This is a genomic window from Streptomyces sp. NBC_01166, from assembly GCF_045039765.1.
Classification (GTDB): Bacteria; Actinomycetota; Actinomycetes; order Streptomycetales; family Streptomycetaceae; genus Streptomyces.
The window spans coordinates 4,976,005-4,989,493 of record NZ_CP108613.1; the positions used below are offsets into that span (position 1 = coordinate 4,976,005).

General features: G+C 71.1%; 14 protein-coding genes. 13 read left to right on the forward strand and 1 reads right to left on the reverse strand.

Annotated features, from left to right (window positions below):
- Positions 1 to 85: 85 nt before the first annotated feature.
- A complete protein-coding gene (locus OG379_RS22940) occupies positions 86 to 1,285 on the reverse strand; it encodes a sensor histidine kinase (RefSeq protein ID WP_405664957.1) in 1,200 nt (399 codons plus the stop codon).
- 227 nt (positions 1,286 to 1,512) lie between these two features.
- Between OG379_RS22940 and OG379_RS22945 the strand changes: the two genes are divergently transcribed.
- The 13 genes from OG379_RS22945 to OG379_RS23005 all read left to right on the forward strand — a co-directional run bounded on the left by OG379_RS22945 (position 1,513) and on the right by OG379_RS23005 (position 13,450).
- A complete protein-coding gene (locus tag OG379_RS22945) occupies positions 1,513 to 1,914 on the forward strand; it encodes an NADH-quinone oxidoreductase subunit A (RefSeq protein ID WP_099173887.1) in 402 nt (133 codons plus the stop codon).
- On the forward strand, positions 1,905 to 2,540 hold the full coding sequence (locus tag OG379_RS22950; RefSeq protein ID WP_405664958.1) for an NADH-quinone oxidoreductase subunit B: 636 nt from the start codon (positions 1,905 to 1,907) through the stop codon (positions 2,538 to 2,540). Before OG379_RS22945 ends, OG379_RS22950 begins: the two co-directional genes overlap by 10 nt.
- On the forward strand, positions 2,537 to 3,664 hold the full coding sequence (locus tag OG379_RS22955) for an NADH-quinone oxidoreductase subunit C (protein WP_405664959.1): 1,128 nt from the start codon (positions 2,537 to 2,539) through the stop codon (positions 3,662 to 3,664). The genes OG379_RS22950 and OG379_RS22955 overlap by 4 nt, the downstream gene beginning before the upstream one ends.
- Entirely contained in the window at positions 3,661 to 4,629 is a 969-nt protein-coding gene (locus OG379_RS22960; RefSeq protein ID WP_104788209.1) for a complex I subunit 1 family protein, read from the forward strand. The genes OG379_RS22955 and OG379_RS22960 overlap by 4 nt, the downstream gene beginning before the upstream one ends.
- Positions 4,629 to 5,231 (forward strand): NuoI/complex I 23 kDa subunit family protein, encoded by a 603-nt coding sequence (locus OG379_RS22965; RefSeq protein WP_405664960.1) that lies wholly within the window; start codon positions 4,629 to 4,631, stop codon positions 5,229 to 5,231. The genes OG379_RS22960 and OG379_RS22965 overlap by 1 nt, the downstream gene beginning before the upstream one ends.
- On the forward strand, positions 5,228 to 5,875 hold the full coding sequence (locus OG379_RS22970) for an NADH-quinone oxidoreductase subunit J (protein ID WP_405664961.1): 648 nt from the start codon (positions 5,228 to 5,230) through the stop codon (positions 5,873 to 5,875). Before OG379_RS22965 ends, OG379_RS22970 begins: the two co-directional genes overlap by 4 nt.
- Positions 5,875 to 6,291 carry an NADH-quinone oxidoreductase subunit NuoK gene (gene nuoK / locus OG379_RS22975; protein WP_405664962.1) on the forward strand — a complete coding sequence of 139 codons (417 nt, stop codon included), beginning with the start codon at positions 5,875 to 5,877 and terminating at the stop codon, positions 6,289 to 6,291. Before OG379_RS22970 ends, nuoK begins: the two co-directional genes overlap by 1 nt.
- Positions 6,288 to 8,288 carry an NADH-quinone oxidoreductase subunit L gene (locus tag OG379_RS22980; protein WP_405664963.1) on the forward strand — a complete coding sequence of 667 codons (2,001 nt, stop codon included), beginning with the start codon at positions 6,288 to 6,290 and terminating at the stop codon, positions 8,286 to 8,288. The genes nuoK and OG379_RS22980 overlap by 4 nt, the downstream gene beginning before the upstream one ends.
- A 27-nt stretch (positions 8,289 to 8,315) precedes the next feature.
- The gene (locus OG379_RS22985; RefSeq protein WP_393765945.1) at positions 8,316 to 9,863 is read left to right on the forward strand and encodes an NADH-quinone oxidoreductase subunit M; all 1,548 of its coding nucleotides are present in this window, start codon (positions 8,316 to 8,318) and stop codon (positions 9,861 to 9,863) included.
- Positions 9,860 to 11,395 (forward strand): NADH-quinone oxidoreductase subunit N, encoded by a 1,536-nt coding sequence (locus OG379_RS22990; RefSeq protein WP_405664964.1) that lies wholly within the window; start codon positions 9,860 to 9,862, stop codon positions 11,393 to 11,395. Before OG379_RS22985 ends, OG379_RS22990 begins: the two co-directional genes overlap by 4 nt.
- A gap of 117 nt (positions 11,396 to 11,512) precedes the next feature.
- Positions 11,513 to 11,977 carry a large conductance mechanosensitive channel protein MscL gene (gene mscL, locus OG379_RS22995; protein WP_393765918.1) on the forward strand — a complete coding sequence of 155 codons (465 nt, stop codon included), beginning with the start codon at positions 11,513 to 11,515 and terminating at the stop codon, positions 11,975 to 11,977.
- Between the two features lie 220 nt (positions 11,978 to 12,197).
- The gene (htpX, locus tag OG379_RS23000; RefSeq protein WP_099173877.1) at positions 12,198 to 13,061 is read left to right on the forward strand and encodes a zinc metalloprotease HtpX; all 864 of its coding nucleotides are present in this window, start codon (positions 12,198 to 12,200) and stop codon (positions 13,059 to 13,061) included.
- Positions 13,058 to 13,450, forward strand: coding sequence for a YccF domain-containing protein (locus OG379_RS23005; RefSeq protein WP_104788222.1), 393 nt, complete (start codon positions 13,058 to 13,060; stop codon positions 13,448 to 13,450). Before htpX ends, OG379_RS23005 begins: the two co-directional genes overlap by 4 nt.
- Positions 13,451 to 13,489 lie beyond the last annotated feature (39 nt).

Below are 13,489 nucleotides of genomic sequence, written 5' to 3' on the forward strand. Positions count from 1 at the left end.
CCGTATCCGTATCCGGCCGGGGGTTTTCCCCACCACGGGGACGCCCCGTCCCGTACCCGGGGCGGGAGCCCCCGCTGTCGCTGTGTCACGCCGCACCGGCCCGGTCTGCACCGGTGGCGAGGCGGTCGCGCCAGGGCAGCTCCGCGGTGACCGTGGTCGGGCCGCCCTCGGGGGAGTCCAGGACGAACACCCCGTCGACCGCTCCCAGCCGCTCCGCCAGCCCCGACATGCCCGTACCGCCGTCGAGCCGGGCGCCGCCCGTCCCGTCGTCCCGGACCTGGAGCATCAGCCGGTCGCAGGACCGCCACACGTCGACCGACGCCTGACCGGCGCGGCTGTGCTTGCTGACGTTCTGGAGGAGTTCGGAGACCGTGAAGTACGCGATGCCCTCGATCGCCTCGGCCGGGCGGCCCGGCAGTTGCACCGACACGGTCACGGGGACGGTGCAGCGGGAGGCGATGGCGGAGAGTGCGGCGTCGAGTCCGCGGTCGGTGAGGACGGCGGGGTGGATGCCGCGGGCGAGGTCGCGGAGTTCCTGGAGGGCGACCTTGACCTCGCCGTGGGCCTCGTCGACCATGCGGGCGGCGGCTTCGGGGTCGTCGGTGAGCTTCTCCTTCGCCAGCCCCAGGCCCATGGCGAGGGCGACGAGGCGGGCCTGTGCGCCGTCGTGGAGGTCGCGTTCGATGCGGCGCAGGTCCGCGGCGGCCGTGTCCACGACCACACCCCGGTCCGACTCCAGCTCGGCGATCCTGCGTTCCAGTTCGTCGGAGGGCGAGAGCAGCCCCCGCACCATCGCCCGGTCCGCGTTCGTCAGCCCGCGCGCCAGGTACGGGAGCACCGGCCAGAGGACGAACAGGCTCACCAGCGTCACGGCGAACGTCGCCACGCCCCACGGCAGCCGGATGAACGAGTACAGCAACGCCCGCCAGCCGACCGGGTCCTTCAGCCCCGACCACAGCCAGCTGAAGAAGCCCTGGTCCCGGCGTCCGCGCACCATCGGGCTCGGCTCCTCGATCCGCACGCCGAGCATCCTCCGCGCCCTGCCGCGTTCGGCCCGGCCGAGACCGCGCGCGCCCTTCAGCCCCAGCGCGAGGAGCGGCAGCCCGATCACGGTGACGGAGAGCCCCGCGCCCACGGCGACCAGGAAGACGGTGTAGACGAACCCGACGATCGCCATCGGCAGATTGGCCAGGAGATGTGCGATCTCCTTCCACGTCCACCGGTCGAAAGCGAAGCGCGCGGGCGGCGGCCGGTCGTTGTCCGGCGGGGAGGGGCTCATGGTCATACGACCAGCGTGCCGGGCCGGGCGCGCCCACGCCATGGGGTTCGTGGGTGAGGCCGAGTAGGGATAACCCCACCTCTCGTCGGCTCTCCCCCGTCACCTCCCGCCCCACCCGTCATGCGACTCCCGCCCCACCCGTTGTGCGACGGGGCTGCTTACCGTCTCTTTAACAGGGCCTAGACTCCCGTGCGTACAGACCGTCGAACAGGTTGAGGGAGCGAGGGGCGGACGTGGCGGACGTGCCGGGACCGACCGTTCTCGCGTCGGACTACTTCCAGAGCTACTCAGTGGTCGGACTGCTCGCCCTGGTGGGCGTGGTGTTCGTCGCCGTCGCCTTCGGGGCCGGCCGGCTGCTGAGGCCCGTGGTGCCGACGCCGGAGAAACTCCTCACGTACGAGTGCGGCGTGGACCCCGTGGGCGAGGGCTGGGCCCACACCCAGGTTCGCTATTACGTGTACGCCTTCCTGTACGTGATCTTCGCCGTCGACTCGATCTTCCTGTTCCCGTGGGCGACGGTCTTCGCGGCCCCCGGATACGGGGCGACGACGCTGGTGGAGATGTTCATCTTCCTCGGTTTCCTGGCCGTGGGACTGCTCTACGCATGGAAGAAGGGCGTCCTCGAATGGGCGTGACGAGCCGGCCGAACCCCGAACTCCCCGTGTCGCTGCCCGACCCGACGCCGCTGCCCGAGCCGAAGAGGCTCGGCGTGCTGTCCCGGCTCGCGCCCGAACCGATGAAGGTGGTCCTCAACTGGGGCCGCCGCTACAGCCTGTGGGTCTTCAACTTCGGACTCGCCTGCTGCGCCATCGAATTCATCGCCGCCTCCATGGCGCGGCACGACTTCATCCGGCTCGGCGTCATCCCCTTCGCGCCCGGCCCCCGGCAGGCAGACCTGATGGTCGTGTCCGGCACGGTGACGGACAAGATGGCCCCTGCCGTGAAGCGGCTCTACGAGCAGATGCCCGAGCCGAAGTACGTCATCTCCTTCGGCGCCTGCTCCAACTGCGGCGGACCGTACTGGGATTCGTACTCCGTGACGAAGGGCGTCGACCAGATCATCCCCGTCGACGTCTATGTGCCCGGCTGCCCGCCCCGGCCCGAGGCGCTCCTGCAGGGCATCCTCAAGCTCCAGGAGAAGATCGCCCGCGAATCGCTGGCCGAGCGGTACAGCACCGAGGACACGGCCCGCCCCTCGGCCGCCGCCCTGCGCAGCGGTCTCGTCGAGGCCCCGCAGGCACCGGGGGAGGAGGGGAAGTGACCGCGCCGGACCTCTACAGCACGCTGCCCGACGCCGTGACCGACGTCTTCGGCGCGGACGCCACCGCCGCGCACGCGTACGACCTGCTGACCGTCGACGTCCCGGCCGCCTCCTGGACCGCCGCCCTCGAAACGGCCCGCGACGATCTGGGCTGCACCTACTTCGACTGGCTGAGCGCCGTCGACGAACCGGGCACCGGCTTCCGGGTCTGCGCCCATGTCGCGGCTCTCGGCGGGGGTACGGTCCGGCGCCTGCTGGTCCGTACGACCGTCCCGCACGACGCGGCCACCCTGCCCACCGCCGTCGGCGTCTACGCGGGCGCCGCGTGGCACGAGCGTGAGACGCACGAGATGTTCGGCATCGGCTTCGAGGACCATCCCCATCTGGTCCCCCTGCTGCTGCCCGAGAGCTTCGAGGGCCACCCGCTGCGCAAGGACTTCGTCCTGGCGGCCCGGGTCGCCAAGGCCTGGCCGGGGGCGAAGGAGCCGGGAGAGTCCGAACACGGCGGACCCAAGCGGCGGACCATGCTGCCGCCCGGGGTGCCCGATCCCAACGAATGGGGCCCGCTCAAGGGACAGCTCCCGCCCGCACCGGCCCGCCCCGCCCGAGGGGCCCGCGCGGCGGGCGACCGCCCGGTGCGCCGGACCCGCACCGCGAGCGAGGGCTCGGCGGGCCGGCGGCCGGACGCGACGGAGACCCCGCAGCCGGCGGCGCCACCACGCCGTACCCGCAGCGCCTCCCAGGGCTCGGCGAGCCAGACCACCGGCCCTGAGGCCACGCCTCCGGCCGGTACGGGGGACGCGGGCGGCGCGCCACCCGCGAAGGGCGCGGCCGGCGGCGCGGACGCACCCTGGCACGACGCGCGCCCCGCCTTCGACGACACCCCGAAGCGGCCGACGCCGGAACGGCCTGCCCCGGAACGGCCTGCCACGGAACGGCCGACGCCGCCCGAGACCGAGCGACCGAGCGAGCCCGAGCCCGAGCCGTCGTCGGAGGCCCCCGCGCAGGACGACGCCGACCCTGCCCCGGACAGCGCCGCCGAGCGTGAGGGCACCCCCGACTCCTCATCCCGCACCGACCGTTCCGACGGTCCCGACCGTCCCGCCGGAGGCGATACCGCGTGAACGACGTACTCGACGTCGCCCTCCGCCTCGTCATCGTCTTCGCCGTGTTCATGGTCGTCCCGCTGATCGTGGGACAGGCCGAACACAAGGTGATGGCACACATGCAGGGCCGCCTCGGCCCGATGTACGCGGGCGGGTTCCACGGCTGGGCCCAGCTCGTCGCGGACGGGGTGAAGTTCGCGCAGAAGGAAGACGTCGTACCGGCCGAGGCGGACCGCCGCATCTTCCAGCTGGCACCCGCCGTAGCCCTGCTCCCGTACCTCCTCGTGATCGTCGCCATCCCGATCGGCCCCAGCGAGGGTGCGGTCGGTCAGGTCGTCGACGCGGGCATCTTCTTCGTGCTGGCCGTCATGGGCGTCGGCGTGCTCGGCTCACTGATGGCCGGGTGGGCCTCGGCCAACAAGTTCTCCCTCCTCGGTGGTCTCCGCACCGCCGCGCAGCTCCTCGCGTACGAACTGCCCATGCTGCTCGCCGCAGCCTCCGTCGCCATGGCGGCCGGCACCGTCTCGCTCCCCGGCATCCTCAACGCCTTCGAGTGGTGGTGGCTGCCCTGGCAGATCGTCGGCGCACTCGTCTTCTTCGTGGCAGGGCTCGCCGAACTCCAGCGCCCGCCCTTCGACATGCCGGTCGCCGACTCGGAGATCATCTTCGGGGCGTACACCGAGTACACGGGCCTCCGGTTCGCGTTGTTCCTGCTCGCCGAGTACGCCGGGATCGTCGTCCTGTGCGGTCTGACGACGGTCCTGTTCCTCGGCGGGTGGCACGGGCCGCTCGGCGCGGACGGGCTCGGCTGGGTCTGGACCCTGCTCAAGACGGGCGTTCTCGCGTTCGTCGTCATCTGGCTCCGGGTCACCTACCCCCGTCTGCGCGAGGACCAGCTGCAGAAGCTCGCCTGGACCACGCTCATCCCCCTCGCTCTCGCGCAGATCGCGCTCACCGGCATCGTGAAGGTGGCGATCAACTAGTGCCCCCGATCCCCGGATCAGGCCTGGCCAAGGGCCTCGCCGTCACCCTGCGGACCATGACGAAGCGCACGGTCACCGCGCAGTACCCGGACGTCCAGCCCGAACTGCCGCCCCGCAGCCGGGGCGTCATCGGGCTGTTCGAGGAGAACTGCACGGTCTGCATGCTCTGCGCCCGCGAGTGCCCCGACTGGTGCATCTACATCGACTCCCACAAGGAGACGGTGCCCCCGGCCGCCCCCGGCGGCCGCGAGCGCAGCCGCAACGTCCTGGACCGCTTCGCGATCGACTTCGCCCTGTGCATGTACTGCGGTATCTGCATCGAGGTCTGCCCTTTCGACGCGCTGTTCTGGTCGCCCGAGTTCGAGTACGCGGAGACGGACATCCACGAACTCACCCACGAGCGCGACAAGCTCCGCGAGTGGATGTGGACCGTCCCGGAGCCGCCCGCGCTCGACCCGGGAGCCGAGGAACCCAAGGAGATCGCCGCCGCCCGCAAGACGGCCGACAAGCTCCAGGCCCAGGAAGCCCAGGAAGCCCAGGCGGCGCAGGAAGCTGAGCAGGCCAGGCCGGCGCAGGCCCCGGAAGAGGAGGGTCAGGAGTGACCCTCGCGGCCACGGCCGGCCACCCCGGCTTCCTCTCACCCACCGGCGTCGAGATCGCCTTCCTCCTGGTCGGGCTCGCCACCTTCGGCGCGGCTCTCATCACGGTCACGACCAAGCAACTCGTGCACGCGGCCCTCTGGCTCGTCGTCGCGCTCGGCGGTATCGCGGTGGAGTACCTCCTCCTCACCGCCGAGTTCATCGCATGGGTGCAGGTGCTGATCTACGTCGGCTCCATCGTGGTCCTCCTCCTCTTCGGGCTGATGCTCACCAGAGCCCCCATCGGCCGCTCCCCGGACGCCGACTCGGGCAACCGGTGGATCGCCCTCGGCGCTTCCGTCGCCGCCGCGGGCGCCCTCGTCTGGGTCGTCGTGGACGCCTTCCGGACGACCTGGATCGATCTGGACGGTCCCGCCCAGGGGTCCACCAAGGCCTCGGGGGAGTTCCTCTTCCGGCACTGGGTGCTCCCCTTCGAGGCGCTCTCCGTCCTGCTGCTCGCCGCCCTCGTCGGCGCGATCGTCCTGTCCCGCAAGGACCGCCCGGACAAGCAGAGCCGCACGGACAAGCAGGGACGCCGGGACAGGCCGGGCAGCAGGCACCAGGAGAAGCAGGGACGGCCCGCCGCCGGCCGGGAGGACAAGAGCTGATGCACCTCGCCTATCCCGCGGTCCTCGCCGTCCTGCTCTTCTGCACCGGGCTCTACGGCGTACTCGCCCGCCGCAACGCGATCCTCGTCCTGATGTCCGTCGAGCTCATGCTCAACGCCGTCAACCTCAACCTGGTCGCCTTCGACGTCTGGCTCCGCGACGCGCTCCACGCCGGCCAGGCCCTCACCCTCTTCACGATCGCCATCGCCGCCGCCGAGATCGGCATCGGCCTCGCGATCGTCCTGGCCGTCTACCGCAACCGCGGCAGCTCGGACGTCGACCTCCTCCGCGACACCGCGGAGACCGACGACGCCGAGACGCTCCCCGACGAAGCGGACGACGACGCCCCGGACACCACCGCAGACCAGGCCACTGCTCCGGCAGGGAAGGCAAAGAAGGCAGAGGCCACCGCGTGACCACCACGACCCTCGCCGTCCTCGTCCCCCTCCTCCCCTTCCTGGGCGCCGCCGCAGGACTGCTCCTGGGCCGGACCGCGCCCGGCTTCGTCCGTCCCCTCGCTGTGCTGCCGACGCTCGTCGCCGCCGTCCTCGCCGTCCTCGTCGCCGCCCGCCAGGGAGGCGGCCGCCCCATCGACGCCGCGACCCAGCTGACCCCCACCGGCTCGGTCCCGGTCGACCTGGCCCTGCACCTGGACGGCTTCGCGGTCCTCGTCGCCGTGCTCGTCGGACTCGTAGCCACCTGCGTGCAGATCTACTCGACGGCGTATCTCAAGGACGACGTCCGCTACCCGTCGTACGCGGCCCTCGTCTCCCTCTTCACCTCCGCGATGCTGCTCGTCGTCTACTCCGGCGACCTCATGGTGCTCCTGGTCGGCTGGGAGATCATGGGCATCTGCTCGTACTTCCTCGTCGGCCACTACTGGGAGACCCCCGAGGCCCGCGCGGCCTCCCTCAAGGCCTTCCTCGTCACCAAGCTCGGCGACGTGCCCTTCCTCATCGGCCTGTTCGCGCTCGCCGCCGATACCGGCACCTTCCGCATCACCGGGATCCTGGCCGCCGTCACCAACGGCGGACTCGACCACCCCACCCTCATCGCGCTGCTGCTCCTCGCCGGTGTCGCGGGCAAGTCCGCGCAGTTCCCCCTGCACACCTGGCTGCCCGACGCGATGGCAGGCCCCACCCCCGTCTCCGCGCTCATCCACGCCGCGACGATGGTCGCCGCCGGAATCTACTTCGTGGCCCGGCTCCTCCCCGTCTTCGCAGCCTCCGGCGCCGCCCTGGTCGTCCTCGCCGTCATGGCGGCCGTCACGATGATCGGATCCGGACTCGCCGCACTCGCACAGGACGACATCAAGCGCGTCCTCGCCTACTCGACGATCGGCCAGCTGGGCTACATGTCCGGCGCCCTGGCCGTGGGCGACCGCGGGGCCGCCGTCTTCCACCTCCTGTCGCACGGTGCGTTCAAAGCCGTCCTCTTCCTCGCGGCGGGCGTCGTCATCCACGCTGCGGGAACCAACTCACTCGCCGCCATGTCCCGCATGGGCGGGCTGGCCAAGCGCATCCCCGACGCCTACTGGACGATGACCGTCGCCCTCCTCGCGCTCGCCGCCATCCCGCCGTTCGCCGGCTTCTTCTCCAAGGAAGCCGTCCTCGTCGCCGCCGAGCACACCGCCTTCGGGGACCGTGACGTCGCCCCCGCAGCGGCCGGCTGGACGATCCTCGTCGCCGGACTCGCCGCCGCGGTCCTCACCGCCGCCTACGCCACCCGGCTGTGGCTCCTCGCCTTCCGCGGGCGCGGCACCGAGGCCCCCGACCACGGCAAGCAGCCCGCCGCGATGACCTCCGTCCTCTGGGTCCTCGCCGTTCCCACCATCGCGTTCGGCCTCACCACCGGCGTCCTCACCGACTGGTTCGACGGACACAGCCTCACCCCGTCCCTCACGACCGCCGTCCTCTCCACCGGCGTAGGACTCGTCGGCGGACTCGTCACCTACGGGGCCTGGCGCCACACCACGGCACTCGCCGACCGCCCCCCGGTCGGCGCGGTGGCCGCCCACCCCGACGCCGAACCCGCCCTCGTGGAGGCCGAGGCCATGACCTCGCACACCGCGGCGTACGGCACCATCGCGGACGCCCAGGACCCCTCGGACCCCGGCAGGCTCCTGCTGGGCCCGCTGCACCGCCACGCGGTCACCGGTTTCCACCTCGACGCCATGTACACGGTGCTGTTCGTCCGCCCCGTGGGAGCCGCCGCACGGCTCGTCCGCTTCCTGGACCGTGAGGTCGTCGACACCTACGTACACGGCTCGGGCAGCATCGCCCGCGGACTCGGCACCCTGATCCGCCGCGCCCAGACCGGCAACGTGCAGACCTACCTCGGCGCGCTGCTCGCCGGAACCCTTGTCCTGGCGATCGCCGCCGTCGTCTTTGCCAACGTCTACGCCGGGGCGTGAGCCGTGTTCGATATCAGCGCATCCGTGATGCAGTTCCTTCTGGCGTTCATCGTCGTCGGCCCGCTCCTCGGCGCGGCCGCCGCGCTCCTGCCCGCCCCGCCCGGCCTCAAGGGCAGGAACCCCGACCAGGCCGTGCTCCGCCACGGCGTGACCGTCACCGGCGCCGTACTCCTCGCCGCGCTCGTCCTGGCCGCGGGCTTCGACCACGACCACCCGTCGAAGATGCAGGCCACCACGGACATCAGCTGGATCCCGGCACTCGACGTCCGGATCCACCTCGGCACCGACGGCATCTCGCTCCCCCTTCTCGTGCTGACCGCGCTGCTGACCTTCCTCTGCGCGCTCTACAGCTACTTCAAGCTCCCCGCAGGCCCCTCCCCGAAGGCCTTCGTCGCCCTGGTCCTCGTCCTCGAGTCCGGCACCCTCGCGACCTTCGCCGTCCTCGACCTGCTGCTGTTCTTCCTGGCCTTCGAGATGGTCCTCATCCCGATGTACTTCCTCATCGCCCGCTGGGGCGGCGACCGGAAGCAGCCCGCCGCCTGGAAATTCATCCTCTACACGCTGCTCGGCTCCGTGATCATGCTGCTCGGGCTGCTCCTCATCGGACTGAAGAGCGGCACCTTCGACATGGTGGCACTCGCCACTGACAACGGCCGGGGCCTCACCACATCCGTGCAGGTCATCGCCGTACTGGCCGTCGGGCTCGGGCTGGCAGTGAAGACCCCGATGTGGCCCCTGCACAGCTGGCTCCCCGACGCCCACACCGCGGCCCCGACCGTCGGCTCCGTGCTCCTCGCCGGCGTACTGCTGAAGATGGGCACGTACGGATTCGTGCGCATCCTGCTCCCCGTCACCCCCGACGGGATGCAGACCTTCGCGCCGTACCTCGCGGCGTTCGCCGTCGTCGGGATCATCTACGGTTCCCTCGCCTGCCTGGCCCTCGCGCGCCCCGGAGCGAAGGGCGACCTCAAGCGCCTGATCGCCTACTCCTCCGTGGGCCACATGGGCTTCGTGCTCCTCGGCATCGCGACCATGACCCCCACCGGCGTGAACGGCGCGCTCTTCGCGAACATCGCCCACGGCCTCATCACCGGCCTGCTGTTCTTCCTGGTCGGCGCCGTCAAGGACCGCTACGGCACGGCGGACCTCGACACCCTGTCCGGAGCCACCGGAGCCGCTCTCTACGGCCGTGCGCCCCGGCTCGGCGGCCTCCTCGCCTTCGCCGCCGTCGCCTCGCTCGGACTCCCCGGCCTTGCCGGCTTCTGGGGCGAGATGCTCACCCTGTTCGGAGCCTTCGACCCCGCCGAAGGGCTCAGCCGCCCCGCCTTCCTCACCTTCATGTCCATCGGCGCCCTCGGCACCCTGCTCACGGCCGCGTACATGCTGATCGTCGTACGCCGCGTCTGCATGGGCGAGCACCGCGAGCAGCAGCCGGTCGCAGACATCCAGCGCTACGAATTCGCCGCCTGGACCCCGCTCGCCGCCCTGACCGTCCTCGCCGGCCTCTGGCCCGCCGTCCTCCTCGGCCTCACCGACCCGGCCGTGCAGAAGCTCCTCGCAGGAGGCAAGTCGTGACCGTGGCAGCCGACAGCGCAACCGGGGCGGCGAGCCTCGTCCAGTCCGTCGACTGGCTCGCGATCGCCCCGCCCGTCATCGCGGCGTCCGTGGCCCTGCTCGTCCTCGTCGCCGACCTCTTCACCGGCGAACGCCGTAAGCCGCTCCTCGGCTACGGAGCCGTGGCCGGACTCCTCGCCGCGCTCGCCATGCTCGTCCCGCTGCGCGCCGGGGACCGCTCCACCTTCTGCCTCACCGGCGGGACACAGGCCTGCAGCTACACCGCCGACCACTTCGCCCTCGTCATCCAGGCCCTCGTGCTCGGCGGAGCCCTGCTCACCGCGCTGCTCTCGATCGGCGACACCCGCAAGCTCCCCGCGGGCGAGTTCTGGTTCCTGCTGCTGTCCTCCGCGGCCGGAGCCGCGCTTCTCCCCGCCGCCCGGGACCTCGCCACCCTCGTCGTCGCCCTCGAAGTCGCGTCGCTCCCCGCCTTCGCCCTCGTCGGCATCAAGCGCGGCGACCGCCGCTCCTCCGAAGCGGCCCTGAAGTTCTTCCTGTCCTCCGTCGTCGCCACCGCCGTGATGCTCCTGGGCGTCAGCTTCGTCTACGCGACCACCGGCACGATGCACCTCACGGAGATCGCCGCCCGCCTCGACGACGTACCGGGCCGGTTCTCCACCCTCGCCGAGGCGGGCGTCGTCCTCACCCTCGTCGGCTTCGCCTTCAAGACGGCCGCCGCGCCGTTCCACTTCTGGGTCCCCGACACCTACGTGGGAGCACCGCTCCCCATCGCCGCCTACCTCTCCGTCGTCGGTAAAGCCGTCGGCTTCTCCGGCATCGTCCTCGTCACGGTGATCGGCTTCCCGTCGTACGCCGACGTCTGGGGCCCCGCCCTGGCCGTCCTCGCCGCGCTCACCATGACCGTCGGCAACGTCGCCGCACTCCGGCAGACCGCCACCCGCGCCCGCAGCGCCGTCCGCCTCCTCGCCTGGTCGTCCGTCGGGCAGGCGGGCTACCTCCTCGTCCCGATCGCCGCCGCCGCGTACTCCAGCGACGCCCAGATCGGCTCCACCGTCGCCTACGCGCTCATGTACGCCGTGGTGAACCTCGGGGCCTTCGCGGTGGCCGCCCTGGTCGCCCGCAGCCGCCCCGGCAACCGCCTGAGCGACTACCGCGGCCTGTACGCCACCCGCCCCCTGGCCGCGCTCGCCATGGGCTTCTTCCTGCTCTGCCTGGCAGGCCTGCCGCCCGGCATCATCGGCCTCTTCGCCAAGGTCACCGTCTTCTCCTCGGCCGTCGACGCCGGGCTCGGCTGGCTCGCCGTCGTCATGGCCGTCAACGTGGTGATCGCGCTGTACTACTACCTCCGGTGGACCGCCGCGCTCTTCAGCACCCCGGAGCCGGCCCCGGCAGCCGAGGAGGCGCCCGAGGTCCCCGCGCTCCGGGTCCCCGCCCCGCTCACCCTGGCGATCGCCCTCACAGCCGTAGCCGGAATCACACTGTCCGGCGCCCCCCAGCTCATCCTCCGTTTCGCCACCCTCAGCCTCTTCTGACCGGCTCCGACCGGCTTGCCCGTGCAGCCACGCACAGGGCATGGTCATGCGTGCACGCGTCACGTATCGGAGCGCGCAGGACGAGCACACACTGAAGAGCACAGAGGAGCCAGAGCGTTGCTGAACGGGTTCAAGGACTTCATCCTTCGCGGGAACGTCATCTCCATGGCCATCGGCCTCGCCGTAGGAGCCGCCTTCACCGCGGTGGTCACCGGCTTCAGCAACGCGTTCATCGTGCCGCTCATCGGCCTCTTCACCCGCGGCACCGGCGACTTCAGCAAGGCCACATTCACCGTCGAGGGCGCGATCTTCCCTTACGGCCTCTTCGTCAGCGCCGCCATCGCCTTCCTCATCACCGCCGCAGTCCTCTACTTCCTGGTCGTCGTCCCCATGGCCAAGGTCCAGAACCGCTTCACGACGAAGGCGGAGGAGCAGAAGGCCGACATCAAGGCCGCCCTGCGCGACTGCCCCCACTGCTACAGCGAGATCCCCTCCATCGCCTCCCGCTGTGCCCACTGCACCAGCGAGGTCGAGCCGGACGCGGAGGCCCGCGCGCTCGCCGAGCTGCCCGCCCAGCGCTGACCCCGCTGCCGCAGGGCCCCACGGGCCCGCGCAGGTACACCCACCCGTACGGCCCAGGGGCGGATCCATCCGGATCCGCCCCTTCTGCCTGTGCCCCCGGCCACCTCGCACAAGGGAACTAGCTTCCGTCGCCTCGCGTTGACCTGTACGGGAGGCTCCACTGGAGAGTGGAGCACCACCGAGCAAGGGTTCCCCTGCTGCACCACTTGGAGGGCGTACCGTGCACCGCCGGCACAACGGGCTGAAAACCGCTGTACTCCTCGGGGGCCTCTCGGCCCTCATCATCGTCATCGGCAGTTTCTTCGGCCGGACCGGCCTGATCGTGGCCCTCCTGGTCGCGCTCGCCACCAACGCCTACGCGTACTGGAACAGCGACAAGCTCGCCCTGCGCGCCATGCGGGCCCGCCCGGTCAGCGAATTCGAGGCGCCGCAGCTCTACCGCACCGTCCGCGAGCTCTCGACGGCGGCCCGCCAGCCCATGCCCCGGCTCTACATCTCCCCGACCCAGGCACCCAACGCCTTCGCCACCGGACGCAACCCGCGCAACGCCGCCGTGTGCTGCACCGAGGGGATCCTCCAGATCCTCGACGAGCGCGAGCTGCGCGGGGTCCTCGGCCATGAGCTGAGCCATGTCTACAACCGCGACATCCTCATCTCGTCGGTCGCGGGTGCCCTCGCCTCGGTGGTCATGTTCCTGGTCAACTTCGCGTGGCTCATCCCCGTCGGCAGGTCCGACGACGACGACGGCCCCGGGCTCCTCGGGATGCTCCTGATCATGATCCTCGGCCCGCTCGCCGCCTCCGTGATCCAGCTCGCCGTGAGCCGTTCTCGTGAGTACCAGGCCGACGCGTCAGGGGCCCAGCTCACCGGGGACCCGCTCGCCCTGGCGTCCGCCCTGCGCAAGCTCGACGCCGGGACCAAACAGCTTCCGCTCCCACCCGAACCACGGATCGAGACCGCGAGTCACATGATGATCGCGAACCCGTTCCGTCCCGGTCAGGGCATGTCCAAGATGTTCTCGACCCACCCGCCCATGGCCGAACGCATCGCCCGACTCGAGCAGATGGCAGGGTACCGACCATGAACGCAATCCTGAACGTCATTTGGCTGGTCCTGTGCGGACTGTGGATGTTCCTCGGCTACATCGCCGCAGGGCTCCTGCTCTGCATCACGATCATCGGCATCCCCTTCGGCGTGGCCGCTTTCCGTATCGGCGTCTACGCCCTCTGGCCCTTCGGCCGCACCGTCGTCGACCGTCGCGACGCGGGCGGCGGCTCCCTCATCGGCAACGTCCTCTGGGTGATCCTGGCCGGCTGGTGGCTCGCCCTCGGCCACATCTTCACGGGCATCGCCCTGTGCGTCACGATCATCGGCATCCCCCTGGGCATCGCGAACTTCAAGCTCATCCCGGTCTCGCTGATGCCCTTCGGCAAGGAGATCGTCCCCACGGACCAGCCGTTCGCCACCCGCTAGACAGCCGGCCCGGGCAACCGCACCCGTCCCCGCAAGCGT